Consider the following 15,038-nt stretch of genomic DNA (forward strand, 5'->3'; position numbering starts at 1 on the left):
CGCAGGCTGCGAGTCAAAAGATCGCAACCTGCGGCAGCTCCTACAGGGGCCGGCGTAAGGTCAGCTGAGCTCGATACGATCGGCGTGAATGACGATCTGGCCGTTCTTGTACAACGCACCGATGGCCTTTTTGAAGTTGCCCTTGCTGACGCCGAACATACTGCTGATCAGCGTCGGGTCGCTCTTGTCGCTGACTGGCAGGGTGCCGTTGTTGTCGCGCAACTTGGCAAGAATCTTCGAGTTCAGACTGGTGGCGGCTTCTTCGCCCACCGGTTGCAGGCTCAGGCTGATCTTGCCGTCGGCGCGGACTTCCTTGATAAAGCCCTTCTCTTCTTTGCCGGCACGCATGAACTTGAAGATTTCGTTCTTGTGGATCAGGCCCCAGTGCTTGTTGTTGATGATTGCCTTGAAGCCCATATCGGTCGCTTCGGCCACCAGCAAATCAACTTCCTGACCCGGGGTGTAATTGGCCGGGGTCTTGTCCAGGTAGCGATCCAGACGTGCCGTTGCGGTGATGCGTCGCGTATGTTTGTCGAGATAGACATGCACCACGACATACTCGCCAGCCGTCATCTGACGCTTTTCTTCGGAATACGGCAGCAGCAGATCCTTCGGCAAACCCCAATCCAGGAACACGCCGATGCTATTGACTTCAACGACTTTCAAACTGGCGAATTCACCGACCTGAACTTTCGGCTTTTCGGTGGTAGCGATAAGTTTGTCATCGCTGTCCAGATAAATAAAAACGTTGAGCCAGTCTTCATCTTCGCTGGGAATATCTTTGGGGATATAACGATTAGGCAGGAGGATTTCGCCATCCGCGCCACCGTCCAGATATAAACCGAAGTTAGTGTGTTTAACCACTTGCAAACTGTTGTAGCGCCCGACTAAAGCCATGTCCAATACCCTCATTGCGTGGGCGGCATTCTACCCGGTTTTGCGGGTGGCGTTCGGCGGCCGGCCCGGTGGCGCAAGAAAATCCGCGGAAGGGCTTAATTTTCCTGGATTTTGCCGTGTGCGTTTGGCCACTCGTCAGACCATTTGGGTGCTCCGCACCCGGGGCTGCCCATCCGAAAAGCGCCTTTTTTCCACTTGGGTTTTTAGTTAAAACAGTAGCTTAGGGGAACATTGCGAATAATAACTTGCGATGAATCGCGTTTCTCCAACGTGTATTTCGGGAGGATATTTACCAAGCAATTGTCAAGTATTTCCTGTACGATGCCTGGCCAAGTTAATTTCTACAGGTTAATGGCCGCCATGCGTGTAAAAGCATCCAACAGCAAAGCAAAGCCAGCTCCAGCCGTTGAAACCAGCGAATCGATCAACAACCAGATTGCTGCGTTCCTCAAGTCCGGCGGCGAGATCCAGCAAATTGCCAAAGGCGTCAGCGGCCAGACGTTCGGCCCGTCCAAGCAGATCACGCTGGGCAAGAAGTAATTTCCCCCGCGTTAACTGGTCCGTAAGCGCTTTGAGCTTCGAAGCGCTTGGACTGGAACCCTCCGCAATACCCCATCAAACAAATCAATATTTCAAAAATCGACGAACGGCCCTCGATGCCGAACATTCGCCGGTATGCTTGCACGTGTCTGGATCAAGCGTTTCAGCAGGTTTTCAGAACCTGCTCCTCGCAGTTCATGGAGTGACGCATGCTCAAGCCCCTCCTTTTCCTGCTCGGCAGCCTGCTATGGTGTTCGATCGCCCATGCGCAAGTCTTTCAGCGCGAACTGGGTGACTTCGATCTCAAACTCGCCACCACGCCCAGTCGCAGCATGGCCCAAGGTCTGGTCAAGCCCTCGACGACTGGCTCGTTCCACGGTGGTCTCGACCTGAGCCACGACAGCGGTTTCTACGTGGGTCAATGGTCCCCCAGCATGGGACTGAGCCCGTCGAGCAACCTTGAAGTCGATTCCTACATGGGCTTTAAACAGCCTTTCGATCACTCCCTCGGCTACGAAGTGGGCATGATCCATTACAGCTACCCGAAAGTGGACACCCTAGACAGCCAGGAGCTGTTCGGCGGCCTGACCTTGCTGGGCAGTCGCTTCGGCGCGGCCTTCAGCAACGACCCGGACAAACAGAACAGCACCCTGTTCGCCGACCTCAGTGGCAATCAGCCGTTTGGCATCGGGATCAGCCTGAAATACACCACCCACCAACTCAACACACCGGTGTCCGTTGACGATGGGTATGTCGGCAGTTTTACCGACTGGTCAGTGAAATTGTCCCGGCCATTCATGGGCATTGATCTGGACTTGATCTACAGTGATTCAAGCCTGAGCGGCAGCGACTGCTCCGCCTATTCCGGCCACAATAGCGAGTGCGACGGCCTGGTGACGCTCAAGGCTGCGCACAGCTTCTATTAATCGGCTGAACTGCCGGGCTCATCCCGCGATCACACAAGAGAACCCCAAAAGAAACCAGGTCTTCGCAAGGACTCGCCATGTCGCACTGGTTCAAACAGATCGGCGTCATCATCACCCTCAGCCTCACCGTCGCCGCGTGCAGCCGCGTAGGCCTTGCTTATCGCAACCTCGACGTGATCATTCCCTGGACGCTCAGCGACTACCTGGAGATGAACCACGAGCAAAAAGACTGGTTCAACGAGCGCCTCAAAGAACACCTGAGCTGGCATTGCACGACGCAATTGCCCGGTTACCTCGACTGGCTGGATCGTTTACAGGCCATGGTCGAAGACAACCAGATCACGGACGCCGCACTGCAAATCCGCACCCAGGAAGCCAAACAAGCCATCGCCGAAACCGCCCGGGAAATCACTCCGTCAGCCACCGAGCTGCTGCAGCGCCTTGATGACAAGCAAGTCGCGGAAATGAACGACGCCTTCGCCAAGGACCAGCGCAAACGTCAGGAGGCTTACCTCAAGCCGTCTCTGGAGCGACAGATCAAAGAACGGAGCAAGCGCATGGAGAAGCGCCTGAATGACTGGCTCGGCCCGCTCAGCCCAACCCAACAGCAACGGGTCATGGCCTGGTCAAATGCCTTGGGTGATCAGAACAAGCAATGGATTGCCAACCGCGCCCATTGGCAACAGCAATTCAGCGCGGCAGTCGCGCAGCGGCAGAGTCCAGAATTCCCACAACAAATCGAGACACTTCTGGTGAATCGCGAGAGTTTGTGGACGCCGGCTTATCGCGAGGCCTACGCCAACACCGAAGCCCAGGCTCGGGCGTTATTGGTGGACGTGATGGCCGAGAGCACACCGGTTCAGCGTGAACGCTTGCTGCAGAAGATTGAAGGCGTGCGTAAGGATTTCACTGATTTGAAATGTCTGAAAGCGGCGCGGCAAGGTTAAGCGGACCACCACAATCCAATGTGGGGCTTGCTCGCGGATGCGGTTTAAAACGTAAAGGATGTCTCCGGTTTCTACCCGAGCAAGCCCGCTCCCACAGGGGGTAAACGCGATCTTCAAGCAATTTGCGCCTTCGATGTCAGCTCATCAAACGTCAGCTCCTCCAGCGCATCTTCCTGTTCATCCAGCACCTGCCGTGGATGCTCATTACCCGGAATGCTGCTGTCGATCAGGCTCAATAAACTCGAGCCCCGGGGCGTCAAAATGTAGTTCTCGCCATTGCCACCCTGTTCTTCTGGCCGAGGCTCGATATAGCCCCGTAGCAACAGTAACTTTTCGTACTCGCCAGCCACCGTTTTCAGGTGATCCAGGTTCTCAAACGGCTCATCTTTCGACGCTTTCTCCGCCGCATACTGCTCGGCGTAGGGCCGTGGGGTGAAACTGTGGCCAGCGCCGTTCTGCACCTCATGCAGCAAGCGTTCAATCAAATCCCAGTTATAAGTCGTCATCCTGATTCAACCTCCAGTACCCACGAATGAGATGGCCTTCATAGGTTGTGACCGACAGGGAGGGCGGCCGTTCAGCCGAGGTATTTCGCCCTACCGACCGGCGGTATGTCGATTAGGGCACAGACCAAACGACTAGGCTGTGTAAGACGGTTTACCCCTCTGCGCGGATCGACTTTCGCCAAAGCATGCAGGAGAAATCACCATGAACATTCAGAATCATCCGGTCGTGTCCCGAGAAGAATGGCTCGCCGCCCGCAAACAACACCTGGCCCACGAAAAAGCCTTCACCAAGGAACGAGACAAACTTAGCGCCGAACGCCGCGCCCTGCCCTGGGTGAAAATTGACAAACCCTACCGCTTCCAGGGCCCAAACGGTGAACTGAGCCTGGCCGACCTGTTCGGCGGCCGCAGCCAGTTGATCGTTTATCACTTCATGTTCGCCGCTGGCTGGGACGAAGGCTGCCCGGGTTGCTCGTTCCTGTCCGACCACATCGACGGCGCCAACCAACACCTGGCCCACCATGATGTTACCGTTGTCGCGGTTTCCCACGCCCCGTTCGCCGAATTCCAGCCCTTCAAACAACGCATGGGCTGGAAATTCGACTGGGTGTCGTCGGAAGGCTGCGACTTCAACTACGACTTCGGCGTCTGCGCCCGAGCCGAAGACGTCGCCGCGGGAAAAGCTACCTACAACTACGAAAAAACTGACGGCGCCGAGGAAGAACTCCCAGGGCTCAGTGTGTTTTATCGCAATGAAGCGGGGGAGATTTTCCACACCTATTCCACCTATGCCCGAGGCCTGGACCTACTGGTCGGCGCCTATAACTATCTGGACCTCACGCCCAAGGGGCGTAATGAAGAGGAAATCATGGACTGGGTGAGGCATCACGATCGGTATGAGAACAAGGCAGCGGGCAGTTGCTGTCATGGGAGGTAGGCCCTCTGGGATCGAGGCACAGCCATCGGGGCATTGGTCCGACTGGACACAGTTCCCATAAACACCACAAATCCCCTGTGGCAGCGAGCCTGCTCGCGATGACTGACTAACATTCAACATTGATGTCGACTGATACACCGATTTCGCGAGCAGGCTCGCTCCCACAAGGTTGCGTGATGGTAGTGATTTGATGGATGTCATTGGCAGACGGCTGCGGGCGCAGACTGCGGAGTGAAATGAAAAACGGGCGACCTATGGGTCGCCCGATTTACATAGTGAATACAAATAAATGAGCGTCCTTTGCGCAGAAGGCATGCTCGTCACGGGAATGCGTTCCTGAGGCTGGGTGATATCGTAGACATGCTGTTCACAACGGCTACCAACAAACTGGAACTCCACCAAATAGACCTTGCTTCTTTGCGGTGTAAAAGTGGTTTTGATCGGACCGCAGCTGTAAATATTCCCGACGCCCCCACCCTTTGAATAATCCGACACCTGGAATGATTGATCGGCATCGACCTGTACTTCCAGCTGAGGGAAGTTGCCCAGTACTTATCGCTTGGAGACACGGAAATATCGGCTGCTGAAGTTTATCGAGACTTTTTAGAAGCGAGTTGAAGATAGGATTGGTTGACCAGATTCGGGCTACCACTAATGGGTACTTGGCGGCTCCCGATTTGCTGCCGAAATTGAAGCCATGATTGGGCGCCGAGCTCGGCGGGGACGCCCGGGCAGGCCGAAAAAGAATTCTACTTCTTAGATAGAAAACGTGGTTTTCCCCATTTTTACTAGGGGTTTTACTTGTCGTTAAGCCTTGTTCCTACGCACTTCCCTGGTTTTTCCAGCGATTCCCTTAGTGAACAAATTTCCTATGCGATTGTCGGGCGCAAGACGCAAAAACTGTGTATGGTTCGCGCCAAAATCTGTAGGACATTTCGCTATGTCCGTTACTCTCACTTAAAGGAATTAAGTATGCGATTTTTTCGCGTGGCTTCAGTGTTGTCGTTGTGGGCGGCGGCGTTTTCGGTGCAGGCTGAACAACTGCCGATCGAAGTGCTGAGTGCGGTGGTCAAGGACCAGAAGATCGCCGACGCCGAGCTGCTGTTGCAGCGCAACGGCGCGCAAAACGTGGTGGGTCGCACCAATGCTCAGGGCCAGGTCAGCCTGACCACCGAGTTTGCCGATGATGCCGGCAACCTGCTGATCATCAAGAAGCCCGGCTACTCCAATCTGGTGGTCAAGTGCCCGTGCAAGGGCATGACCTATGCCATCAGTCCGGTGATGCAGAACCTCGACGGTCTGCGTGTGGTGCTGACCTGGGGTGCGACCCCGTCGGACCTCGACTCCCACATGATCTTCCCCGGCAACAACATCTATTTCCAAAAACAGCACGGTGACGATGCCAATCTGGATGTCGACGACACCACCAGCTATGGCCCGGAAACCATCACCCTGGAGAAGAAGCACTACGGCGAAAGTTACGTCTACGCCGTGCATGACTACAGCAATAGCGGTGAGCCGGGTTCGCGCGATCTCTCCAACAGCCAGGCCAAGGTGTTCGTGTACATGGGCCAGTCGCTGGTGCGCACCTACTACGTGCCGCAGAACCGCAGCGGCAACCTGTGGACCGTGTTCCGCATGACCGGCAGTGGCGACTTTCAGGATATCAACAGCATTACGGGTGCCCGGGTCGATGCGGCAAACGTGTTGAACGAAGTGTCGCCGTTGCTGGATGACAGCGTTGCCCTGACGGCGGTGGCGATCAGCGCTTCGGCACAGGCCGATGCGAAAGGCCTGAACACCAAAGGCGAAGCGGCCTACAAAACCGGTAACCTGCCGCTGGCAATCGACTTCTTCCGTCAGGCGATCGATCTGAATAACAGCTACGGTCAGGCCTACGGCAACCTGGGCCTGGCGTATCAGAAGGCCGGTAACACCGCCGAGTCGATCTGGGCCAACCGCAAGGCCATTGCCCTGGCCAGCGGCAATTCGGCCGCCACCGTGCGTGCCGGTTCCTACTACAACATTGCCCGTATCTATGAAGCGGCCGGTCAGTTCCCCGACGCCCTGCGTCATTACCAGTTAGCCAAGGCGCAGAAGGCCAACCCGGTATATGACACAGCCATCGAGCGCGTACAAAACCGTTGATCGCCTGGTGTTGATCTGACCCCACAACGCGCCGCACTCCGGCGCGTTGTGCATTCATGGGGAGGTGAAGCCGGGCTCCATCTCCCTATATCAACCCATATTCTTTTCTTCCCGGTCTTTTCTCGACTCGCTGCAGCGTATGCAGATAGAAGAAGGCTTCAGGGATGTAAAAAGCGAGCACTTTGGCGGTGTCCGCGCCGAATCGAAGTGCTTTTACTGATCTCGGCTTTGGCCAACTACATCATTTGTTTAACGGGGTTGCAGGCCCGCGAAGCGGGTCATGAACATAAGGGCAAGATCAAAGGATCGCAGCCTTCGGCAGCACCTACAGACGTACGCTTAAACCTGTGTAGGCGCTGGCGAAGCTTGCGATTTTTTGACGTAAAAAAACCGGACAATGTCCGGTTTTTTATTGGGTCATGAAGCAACCTTACTCAGCAGCCGGCGCTTCCGGCTTGCGGCGCTTGAGCGGGGCCATGCCGTCCTTGCTGACCAGCGACAATGCGTCGGTCTTCGGGCGGTTGGCGATCTTGCGCTTGGTCGGAGCCTTGGCGCCGGTTTTCTTCTTGTCGCCCTTGGCGTCGACCTTTTTCTTCTTCACACCAACGGCTTTGCCCGAGGCCTTGACCTTTTTCGGTCCGCCGTAGGTGCCTTTGACTTCCTTGATGGTGCGACGCTCAAAGCTCTGCTTGAGGTAGCGCTCGACGCTCGACATCAGGTTCCAGTCGCCATGGCAGATCAGCGAGATGGCCAGGCCATCGTTGCCGGCGCGGCCAGTGCGACCGATGCGGTGAACGTATTCGTCGCCGCTGCGCGGCATGTCAAAGTTGATCACCAGGTCCAGGCCTTCCACGTCCAGGCCACGGGCAGCGACGTCGGTGGCCACGAGGATCTTCACGCCGCCCTGCTTCAGGCGGTCGATGGCCAGTTTGCGGTCTTTCTGGTCTTTGTCACCGTGCAGCACGAACGCTTTGTAGTCTTGCGCCACCAGACGGCCATAAATACGGTCGGCCATGGCACGGGTGTTGGTGAACACGATGGCCTTCTGATAGGTCTCGTTGGCCAGCAGCCAGTTCACGATCTGTTCTTTGTGCTGGTTGTGGTCGGCGGTGATGATCTGCTGACGCGTGGTGGCGTTCAGATCGCTGACGTTGTTCAGCTGCAAGTGTTCAGGGTTGTTCAGGACCTTCGCGACCATCTCGCGCAGGCCAGAACCGCCGGTGGTGGCGGAGAACAGCATGGTCTGCTGACGGTTGGTGCACTCTTCCACCAGACGCTGCACGTCTTCGGCAAAGCCCATGTCGAGCATACGGTCGGCTTCGTCGAGCACCAGCACTTCGACTTCCTTGAGGTCGAGGTTGCCGGCGTTCAGTTGCTCGATCATCCGGCCCGGCGTACCGATCAGGATGTCCGGCACCTTGCGCAGCATGGCGGCCTGGACCTTGAAGTCTTCACCGCCAGTGATCAGGCCGGACTTGATGAAGGTGAACTGAGCGAAGCGCTCAACTTCCTTGATGGTCTGCTGGGCCAGCTCGCGGGTCGGCAGCAGGATCAGGGTCTTGATGCTGACGCGGACTTTGGCCGGGCCGATCAAGCGGTTGAGGATCGGCAAAACGAATGCAGCGGTTTTGCCGCTACCGGTTTGCGCTGTCACCCGCAGGTCACGCCCCTGGAGCGCCAGCGGGATAGCCGCTGCTTGCACAGGCGTTGGCTCGACAAATTTAAGCTCGGCCACGGCTTTGAGCAGGCGTTCGTGCAGGGCGAATTGGGAAAACACGGGTGCTACCTCGAAGAAATACAAAAAAACAGCTGCATAGGGTAACGGTTTCGAGCGCGAAGGCCGAGTTTCTTTATACAAACGGCTGCAAACAGTGTTTTTTTTGTTGTCTGTTTTGTCCCAAAACGTCATCCGGAGCGTCTTAAATGCTCTAATCGCCCCGTCGCGTCCTATAGAAGAACCGTTTTCACCCATGGATATCAAACAGCTCTGGCTCAACGCCCAAGACCTCTGGGGTGCTCTCGATAAGCACCCGCTCCTGCATTCCACGCTCGCGCTGATGTTGCTGCTGGTGGTGGCGTTGGTGCTCGGACGAGTGGCGCGCTACCTCATTCTTCACGCGACCAAAATCCTCGGTCGCCAGCCGTCGTTGCACTGGATTAACGATTTTCGCCACAACAAAGTGTTTCATCGCCTGGCGCAGATGACGCCCTCGCTGCTGATCCAGTTCGGCCTGCACCTGGTGCCGGAGTTGGGCAAGACCAGCCTGAACTTCCTCGGCAACGTGGCGCTGGCGTTCACTATTCTGTTCCTGGTGCTGGCCGTCAGCGCATTGCTCAATGCCTTGCTGGACATCTATGCCCGCACCGAGCACGCCCGCACCCGCTCGATCAAAGGCTATGTGCAACTGGCGAAAATGGTGCTGTTCGTGTTTGGCGCGATCATCATCGTCGCCACATTGATCGACCGTTCGCCGCTGTTGCTGCTGTCGGGTCTGGGCGCCATGTCGGCGGTGATTCTGTTGGTCTACAAAGACACCCTGCTGTCATTCGTCGCCAGTGTGCAATTGACCAGCAACGACATGCTGCGGGTCGGCGACTGGATCGAGATGCCACAAGTCGGCGCCGACGGTGACGTGGTGGACATCACCTTGCACACGGTCAAAGTGCAGAATTTCGACAAGACGATTGTGTCGATCCCGACCTGGCGCCTGATGTCCGAGTCGTTCAAGAACTGGCGCGGCATGCAGCAGTCCGGCGGGCGACGGATCAAGCGCAGCCTGTTCATCGACGCCAGTGGCGTAAGGTTTATTCGCGATGACGAAGAACTGAAGCTGTCCCAGGTGCATCTGCTGACCGATTACATCAACCGCAAACAGGCTGAACTCAAGGCCTGGAACGAAGCTCAGGGCAATGTCGCGGCGATGTCGGCCAACCGCCGGCGGATGACCAACATCGGCACCTTCCGCGCCTATGCGCTGGCGTATCTGAAGAGTCACCCGGAGGTCCAACCAAACATGACCTGCATGGTTCGCCAGATGCAGACCACCGCTCAGGGCATCCCGCTGGAGATCTACTGCTTCACCCGCACCACCGCGTGGACTGATTACGAGCGGATTCAGGGGGATATTTTCGATTACCTGCTGGCGGTATTGCCGGAGTTTGGCTTGAGCCTTTATCAGCAGCCGAGCGGTGGTGATTTGCGGTCGGGGTTGCTCCCGGCAGTGTTGGGCGCAAGCCACATTCCCGAGCCCGAAAAACACATCATGTAGCCGCGCCTCTAACCTGTGGGAGCGGGCTTGCCCGCGATGAGGTTTAATATTGCCTGACACAATGCTTTCGCGGGCAAGCCCGCTCCCACAGGTTTCAGTGGATAGCCACAAGTTTGCGTATACCCAACCGACTAATCCACACCGCCATCAAAATCACCATCCCACCAAACAACAACCGCCCCAACTCCTCATGCTGATTCCAGATCAGCAAGTTGATCAGCAACCCCACCGGCACATGCAGGTTGTTCATCACCGCCAGCGTCCCGCCGTTCACCAGGCATGCGCCCTTGTTCCACCAGTACAAACCCAACGCGGTCGAGACCAGGCCGAGGAACAGCAACACGCCCCATTGCAGCGGTGCTTCGGGCAGGAAGTTCTGTTTGCCGAACAGCAGAAACGCCGGCAATGCCACCGCCAACGCGCCCAGGTAAAAGTAGCCGAAGCGTCGGTAATGCGGCAGATCACTCGGATGGCGGGCCACCAGATGTTTGTAGAGCACCTGCCCGGCGGCGTAGGTGAAGTTGGCCAGTTGCAGCAACAAAAAGCCCATGAAAAAGTCCGGGTTGATCCGGTCAAAGCGAATCACTGCCGCGCCCGCCACCGCCACCAGTGCAGCGATCAATGCCCACGGATTGAAGCGCCGGTTAAGCGCGTCTTCGATCAGAGTTACGTGCAGCGGCGTGAGGATGGTGAACAGCAGCACCTCCGGCACCGTCAATACCCGGAAGCTCAGGTACAGGCAGACGTAAGTCACGCCGAACTGCAACGCACCGATCAGCAACATCCCGCGCATGAACGCCGGCTCGACCTGCCGCCAGCGCGTCAGCGGAATGAACACCAACCCCGCCAGCAACACCCGCACCAGCACCGCGAAGTAACTGTCGACATGCCCGGCCAGGTATTCGCCGATCAAGCTGAAGGAAAACGCCTGGATCAGCGTGACAAAAAGTAGATAGCCCATGGTCGCCTCATTTCGAATGGTGGCGACGATAGCGGGTTTTGCCCGTCATCGCGACAGTCAGCAAAACACACAAAACCCTGTGGGAGCGGGCTTGCCCGCGATAGCGGTGGTTCAGGCGACATTGTTGTCGATTGACACTCCGTCATCGCGGGCAAGCCCGCTCCCACAGGTTTATGTTGCGCTCAGAAAATCGCAGGCAAAAAAAAGCCCGATCTCGCTAATGCGTTCAATCGGGCTAGAGCACTCAGGAGCAACAAGTGCAAAGGGAGGTTCGATGCGCGTACAGGCTTGAAGGGTTGCGCCAGGTCACTAGACCATCCAGCGATTATCTGGCGATTAACGGCTCAGGCGACCTGGGAAAGCTTGGCGTTGGCCTGGTTCAGGCCTTTCTCCTGGAAGTCGCCGCCCAGGTTCATGCCTTCGGCGTGAATGAACGTGACGTCGTGGATGCCGATGAAGCCCATGACCTGGCGCAGGTACGGTTCCTGGTGATCCGCGGTGCTGCCGGCGTAGATCCCGCCGCGAGCGGTCAGCACATAAGCACGCTTGCCGTTGAGCAAACCTTGCGGGCCGGTTTCGGTGTACTTGAACGTCACGCCGGCACGCAGCACGTGGTCGAGCCAGGCTTTGAGGGTGCTCGGAATGGCGAAGTTGTACATCGGCGCGGCCATCACCAGCACGTCGGCGGCCAGCAGTTCATCGGTCAGCAGGTTGGAGCGTTCCAGCGAGGCCTGCTCGATGTCGTTGCGTTGTTCGGCAGGTTTCATCCAGCCGCCCAGCAAGTTGATGTCCAGGTGTGGCACCGGGGTGGTGGCCAGGTCACGGACGGTGATCTGGTCGGCCGGGTGTGCGACTTTCCATTGGCTGATGAAGGTCTGGGTCAGTTGGCGGGAAACCGAGTCTTGCTGACGGGCGCTGCTTTCGATGATCAGAACGCGGGACATGGGATGTAGCCTCCATCTGAGAATGCTGTAGGTCGATGGAGTGAAGGTTAAACAGAGTCATATCGATGAAAAAGCGCAAATAACTGCTATAAAGCATCGATAAATTCGTTTATAAGCGGAGCATGCCCTGTGGGAGCGGGTGTGGCGAGGGGGCTTGCCCCCGTTTGAGTGCAACGCACTCACAAGATCTTTGGTATATCAGATTTTTGGGGCTGCTTCGCAGCCCAACGGGGGCAAGCCTCTCGCCACAGCCCGCTCCCACAGGGTTGTAGAGTCATTTCGGGGTGCAGGTCAGGTTGATACGCATCTTGATGATGGTCCGGGTGAACTTGGCGGTGGCGTTTTTGTGTTTACCGGCGGGCACTTCGATTGTGCGGGTGCGCGGCGCTTCCGGGCCATTGTTGAAAACCACCCTGCAGATCGCATCGGTGCTGCCGTAGTTGTTCACTTGAATGGAGGCGATGTCGTTATCCGTGTCGTACGAGTTGTAGTCGATGCTCAAGCCGTTCAATTGCTTTTGAACGTCGATCGGATAAGCAAACGCAGTCAGCGGCAGCATTGCCAACACCGCACAACCCGCCATCACACTACAAAGTTTTTTCATTCAGCAGCCTCCAATAAGGACTGCCAGCTTAGGACAAGAGGAGCTCAACATGAAAGCGCCCCGCGTGACCCTTGATCAATGGCGAACATTGCAGGCCGTGGTCGATCACGGCGGTTTCGCCCAGGCCGCCGAAGCGTTGCACCGCTCGCAATCGTCGGTCAGCTACACCGTAGCGCGCATGCAGGACCAGCTCGGCGTGCCGCTGTTGCGCATCGATGGCCGCAAAGCGGTGCTCACCGAGGCCGGCGGTGTACTGCTGCGCCGCTCCCGGCAACTGGTGAAACAGGCCAGCCAACTGGAAGACCTGGCCCATCACATGGAACAGGGCTGGGAAGCGGAAGTGCGGCTGGTGGTCGACGCCGCTTACCCCAGCGCCCGTCTCGTTCGCGCACTGACTGCGTTTATGCCGCAAAGCCGTGGCTGCCGGGTGCGTCTGCGCGAAGAAGTGTTGTCGGGAGTCGAGGAAGTGTTGCTTGAAGGCGTGGCCGATCTGGCCATCACCGGGTTCAGTATTCCCGGGTATCTGGGCGCGGAATTGAGCGACGTCGAATTCATCGCGGTGGCCCACCCCGAGCATTCCTTGCATCGCTTGAACCGCGAACTGAACTTCCAGGACCTGGAAACCCAGATGCAAGTGGTGATCCGCGATTCCGGTCGCCAGCAGCCGCGAGACGTCGGCTGGCTGGGTGCCGAACAGCGCTGGACCGTCGGTAGCCTGGCCACCGCCGCGACCTTCGTCAGCAGCGGCCTGGGCTTCGCCTGGCTGCCTCGGCACATGATCGAGCGCGAACTCAAGGAAGGTACGCTCAAAGTGCTACCGTTGGATCAGGGCGGCAGCCGCAACCCGAGTTTCTATCTGTATTCGAACAAGGACAAACCCTTGGGCCCGGCCACGCAGATTCTCATCGAACTGCTGCGCACCTTCGATACCGCGCCGCTGGATGCGCCCTTCGCCGCCCCTGAGCAAGCCTGACACGGAGTGTACCCATGGCCTATTTCGAACATGAAGGTTGCAACCTGCACTATGAGGAATATGGCCAGGGCACGCCGTTGCTGCTGGTTCACGGGTTGGGTTCCAGCACCCTGGACTGGGAAATGCAGATCCCGGCGCTCTCGGCCCATCATCGGGTGATTGTCCCGGATGTGCGCGGCCACGGGCGCTCCGACAAGCCCCGCGAGCGCTACAGCATCGCCGGGTTCAGCGCCGACCTGATTGCGTTGATGGAACACTTGAATCTTGGCCCTGCGCATCTTGTCGGGCTTTCGATGGGTGGCATGATCGCTTTTCAACTGGCGGTGGACCAACCGCAGCTGCTCAAGAGCCTGTGCATCGTCAACAGCGCGCCCGAGGTCAAACGGCGCAGCCGCAACGATTACTGGCAGTGGTTCAAGCGCTGGAGTCTGATGCGCGCGCTGAGCATGGGCACCATCGGCAAGGCCCTGGGTGCCAAGCTGTTTCCCAAGCCCGAGCAAGTTTCGCTACGACAAAAAATAGCGGCGCGCTGGGCAAAAAACGACAAACATGCTTATCTCGCCAGCTTCGATGCAATCGTTGGCTGGGGGGTTCAGGAACGACTTTCGAGGGTCTCCTGTCCAACCCTCATCGTCAGCGCCGACCGTGACTACACACCGGTCTCGCTGAAAGAAACCTATGTAAAACTGCTGCCCGATGCGCGGCTGGTGGTGATTGCCGATTCGCGCCACGCCACCCCGCTGGATCAACCCGAAATGTTCAACCAAACGCTGCTCGAGTTTCTCACCGCAGTCGACACCACCACTCAGGATCACTGACCCATGCTGAAAAAAATCGCCCTCGTCGCCGGCTCCGTTCTGTTTGCCGCCAACCTGATGGCCGCCACGCCCGCCAAGGCGCCGCACGTGCTGCTGGAAACCACCAACGGCCAGATCGAAATCGAACTGGACCCGGTCAAGGCACCGATCAGTACCAAGAATTTCCTTGATTACGTCAACAGCGGCTTCTACAACAACACGATTTTTCACCGTGTAATTCCAGGGTTCATGATCCAGGGCGGTGGTTTCACTCAACAAATGCAGCAGAAAGAAACCAAGGCACCGATCAAGAACGAGTCCAAAAACGGTCTGCATAACGTCCGTGGCACGCTGTCCATGGCCCGTACGTCCGCCCCGGACTCGGCCACCAGCCAGTTCTTCGTGAACGTCAAAGACAATGACTTCCTTGACCAGGGCGACGGCTACGCGGTGTTCGGTAAAGTCGTGAAAGGCATGGACGTGGTGGACATCATCGTCAACTCGCCAACCACCACCCGTGGCGGCATGAAAGATGTGCCAGCCGACCCTGTGTTCATCAAGTCGGCCAAAGTCATCGACTAAGCTAAAC

General features: G+C 57.3%; 15 protein-coding genes and 2 pseudogenes. 10 read left to right on the plus strand and 7 right to left on the minus strand.

The genetic code is table 11. The features are described 5' to 3' along the window. Nucleotides 1-60 precede the first annotated feature (60 nt). The gene (locus tag ACZ3HH_RS07300; RefSeq protein WP_030131899.1) at nucleotides 61-897 is read right to left on the minus strand and encodes a CvfB family protein; all 837 of its coding nucleotides are present in this window, start codon (nucleotides 895-897) and stop codon (nucleotides 61-63) included. Nucleotides 898-1,248: 351 nt separating this feature from the next. Between ACZ3HH_RS07300 and ACZ3HH_RS07305 the strand changes: the two genes are divergently transcribed. The 3 genes from ACZ3HH_RS07305 to ACZ3HH_RS07315 all read left to right on the plus strand — a co-directional run bounded on the left by ACZ3HH_RS07305 (nucleotide 1,249) and on the right by ACZ3HH_RS07315 (nucleotide 3,310). Next, nucleotides 1,249-1,437 carry a hypothetical protein gene (locus ACZ3HH_RS07305; protein WP_017337097.1) on the plus strand — a complete coding sequence of 63 codons (189 nt, stop codon included), beginning with the start codon at nucleotides 1,249-1,251 and terminating at the stop codon, nucleotides 1,435-1,437. A gap of 209 nt (nucleotides 1,438-1,646) precedes the next feature. Then, on the plus strand, nucleotides 1,647-2,363 hold the full coding sequence (locus tag ACZ3HH_RS07310; protein WP_465803708.1) for a TorF family putative porin: 717 nt from the start codon (nucleotides 1,647-1,649) through the stop codon (nucleotides 2,361-2,363). A 77-nt stretch (nucleotides 2,364-2,440) separates the two neighbouring features. After that, nucleotides 2,441-3,310: a DUF6279 family lipoprotein gene (locus ACZ3HH_RS07315; protein ID WP_465803709.1), complete on the plus strand. Its 870-nt coding sequence runs from the start codon at nucleotides 2,441-2,443 to the stop codon at nucleotides 3,308-3,310. Nucleotides 3,311-3,423: 113 nt separating this feature from the next. Here ACZ3HH_RS07315 and ACZ3HH_RS07320 read toward each other — a convergent pair whose 3' ends face one another. Then, nucleotides 3,424-3,816 (minus strand): transcriptional regulator, encoded by a 393-nt coding sequence (locus tag ACZ3HH_RS07320; protein ID WP_465803711.1) that lies wholly within the window; start codon nucleotides 3,814-3,816, stop codon nucleotides 3,424-3,426. A gap of 202 nt (nucleotides 3,817-4,018) precedes the next feature. Between ACZ3HH_RS07320 and ACZ3HH_RS07325 the strand changes: the two genes are divergently transcribed. After that, a complete protein-coding gene (locus ACZ3HH_RS07325; protein ID WP_465803713.1) occupies nucleotides 4,019-4,753 on the plus strand; it encodes a DUF899 domain-containing protein in 735 nt (244 codons plus the stop codon). A gap of 252 nt (nucleotides 4,754-5,005) precedes the next feature. Here the strand turns inward: ACZ3HH_RS07325 and ACZ3HH_RS07330 are convergent. Then, nucleotides 5,006-5,302: pseudogene (locus ACZ3HH_RS07330) on the minus strand (hypothetical protein); the annotation flags it as partial. A gap of 423 nt (nucleotides 5,303-5,725) precedes the next feature. Between ACZ3HH_RS07330 and ACZ3HH_RS07335 the strand changes: the two are divergent. Both ACZ3HH_RS07335 and ACZ3HH_RS07340 read left to right on the plus strand, forming a co-directional pair. Then, nucleotides 5,726-6,901: a tetratricopeptide repeat protein gene (locus tag ACZ3HH_RS07335; RefSeq protein WP_465803715.1), complete on the plus strand. Its 1,176-nt coding sequence runs from the start codon at nucleotides 5,726-5,728 to the stop codon at nucleotides 6,899-6,901. Between the two features lie 133 nt (nucleotides 6,902-7,034). Further along, nucleotides 7,035-7,186, plus strand: a pseudogene (locus tag ACZ3HH_RS07340) (IS4 family transposase); the annotation flags it as partial. Nucleotides 7,187-7,331: 145 nt separating this feature from the next. Here ACZ3HH_RS07340 and ACZ3HH_RS07345 read toward each other — a convergent pair. Next, entirely contained in the window at nucleotides 7,332-8,678 is a 1,347-nt protein-coding gene (locus ACZ3HH_RS07345; protein ID WP_090181378.1) for a DEAD/DEAH box helicase, read from the minus strand. Between the two features lie 193 nt (nucleotides 8,679-8,871). Between ACZ3HH_RS07345 and ACZ3HH_RS07350 the strand changes: the two genes are divergently transcribed. Beyond that, nucleotides 8,872-10,170 carry a mechanosensitive ion channel family protein gene (locus ACZ3HH_RS07350; protein WP_465803717.1) on the plus strand — a complete coding sequence of 433 codons (1,299 nt, stop codon included), beginning with the start codon at nucleotides 8,872-8,874 and terminating at the stop codon, nucleotides 10,168-10,170. Nucleotides 10,171-10,264: 94 nt separating this feature from the next. Here the strand turns inward: ACZ3HH_RS07350 and ACZ3HH_RS07355 are convergent, their stop codons facing one another. From ACZ3HH_RS07355 to ACZ3HH_RS07365, 3 genes are all read right to left on the minus strand, one after another. Continuing rightward, nucleotides 10,265-11,131, minus strand: a complete 867-nt coding sequence (locus tag ACZ3HH_RS07355; protein ID WP_465803719.1) for a carboxylate/amino acid/amine transporter — start codon at nucleotides 11,129-11,131, stop codon at nucleotides 10,265-10,267. Nucleotides 11,132-11,475: 344 nt separating this feature from the next. Then, nucleotides 11,476-12,075, minus strand: coding sequence for an FMN-dependent NADH-azoreductase (locus ACZ3HH_RS07360; protein WP_465803722.1), 600 nt, complete (start codon nucleotides 12,073-12,075; stop codon nucleotides 11,476-11,478). 274 nt (nucleotides 12,076-12,349) lie between these two features. Then, entirely contained in the window at nucleotides 12,350-12,679 is a 330-nt protein-coding gene (locus tag ACZ3HH_RS07365; protein ID WP_465803724.1) for a 3-phosphoglycerate kinase, read from the minus strand. A 49-nt stretch (nucleotides 12,680-12,728) separates the two neighbouring features. Between ACZ3HH_RS07365 and ACZ3HH_RS07370 the strand changes: the two genes are divergently transcribed. The 3 genes from ACZ3HH_RS07370 to ACZ3HH_RS07380 are packed head-to-tail and all read left to right on the plus strand — an operon-like array spanning nucleotide 12,729 to nucleotide 15,031. Then, nucleotides 12,729-13,652: a LysR family transcriptional regulator gene (locus ACZ3HH_RS07370; RefSeq protein WP_465803726.1), complete on the plus strand. Its 924-nt coding sequence runs from the start codon at nucleotides 12,729-12,731 to the stop codon at nucleotides 13,650-13,652. Between the two features lie 14 nt (nucleotides 13,653-13,666). Beyond that, complete coding sequence (locus ACZ3HH_RS07375; protein ID WP_465803728.1) at nucleotides 13,667-14,470, plus strand: alpha/beta fold hydrolase; 804 nt, start codon at nucleotides 13,667-13,669, stop codon at nucleotides 14,468-14,470. Nucleotides 14,471-14,473: 3 nt separating this feature from the next. Further along, nucleotides 14,474-15,031 carry a peptidylprolyl isomerase gene (locus ACZ3HH_RS07380; protein WP_465803730.1) on the plus strand — a complete coding sequence of 186 codons (558 nt, stop codon included), beginning with the start codon at nucleotides 14,474-14,476 and terminating at the stop codon, nucleotides 15,029-15,031. The last annotated feature ends 7 nt before the right edge of the window (nucleotides 15,032-15,038 follow it).

It is taken from the genome of Pseudomonas sp. PME37.24/025 (assembly GCF_055556615.1).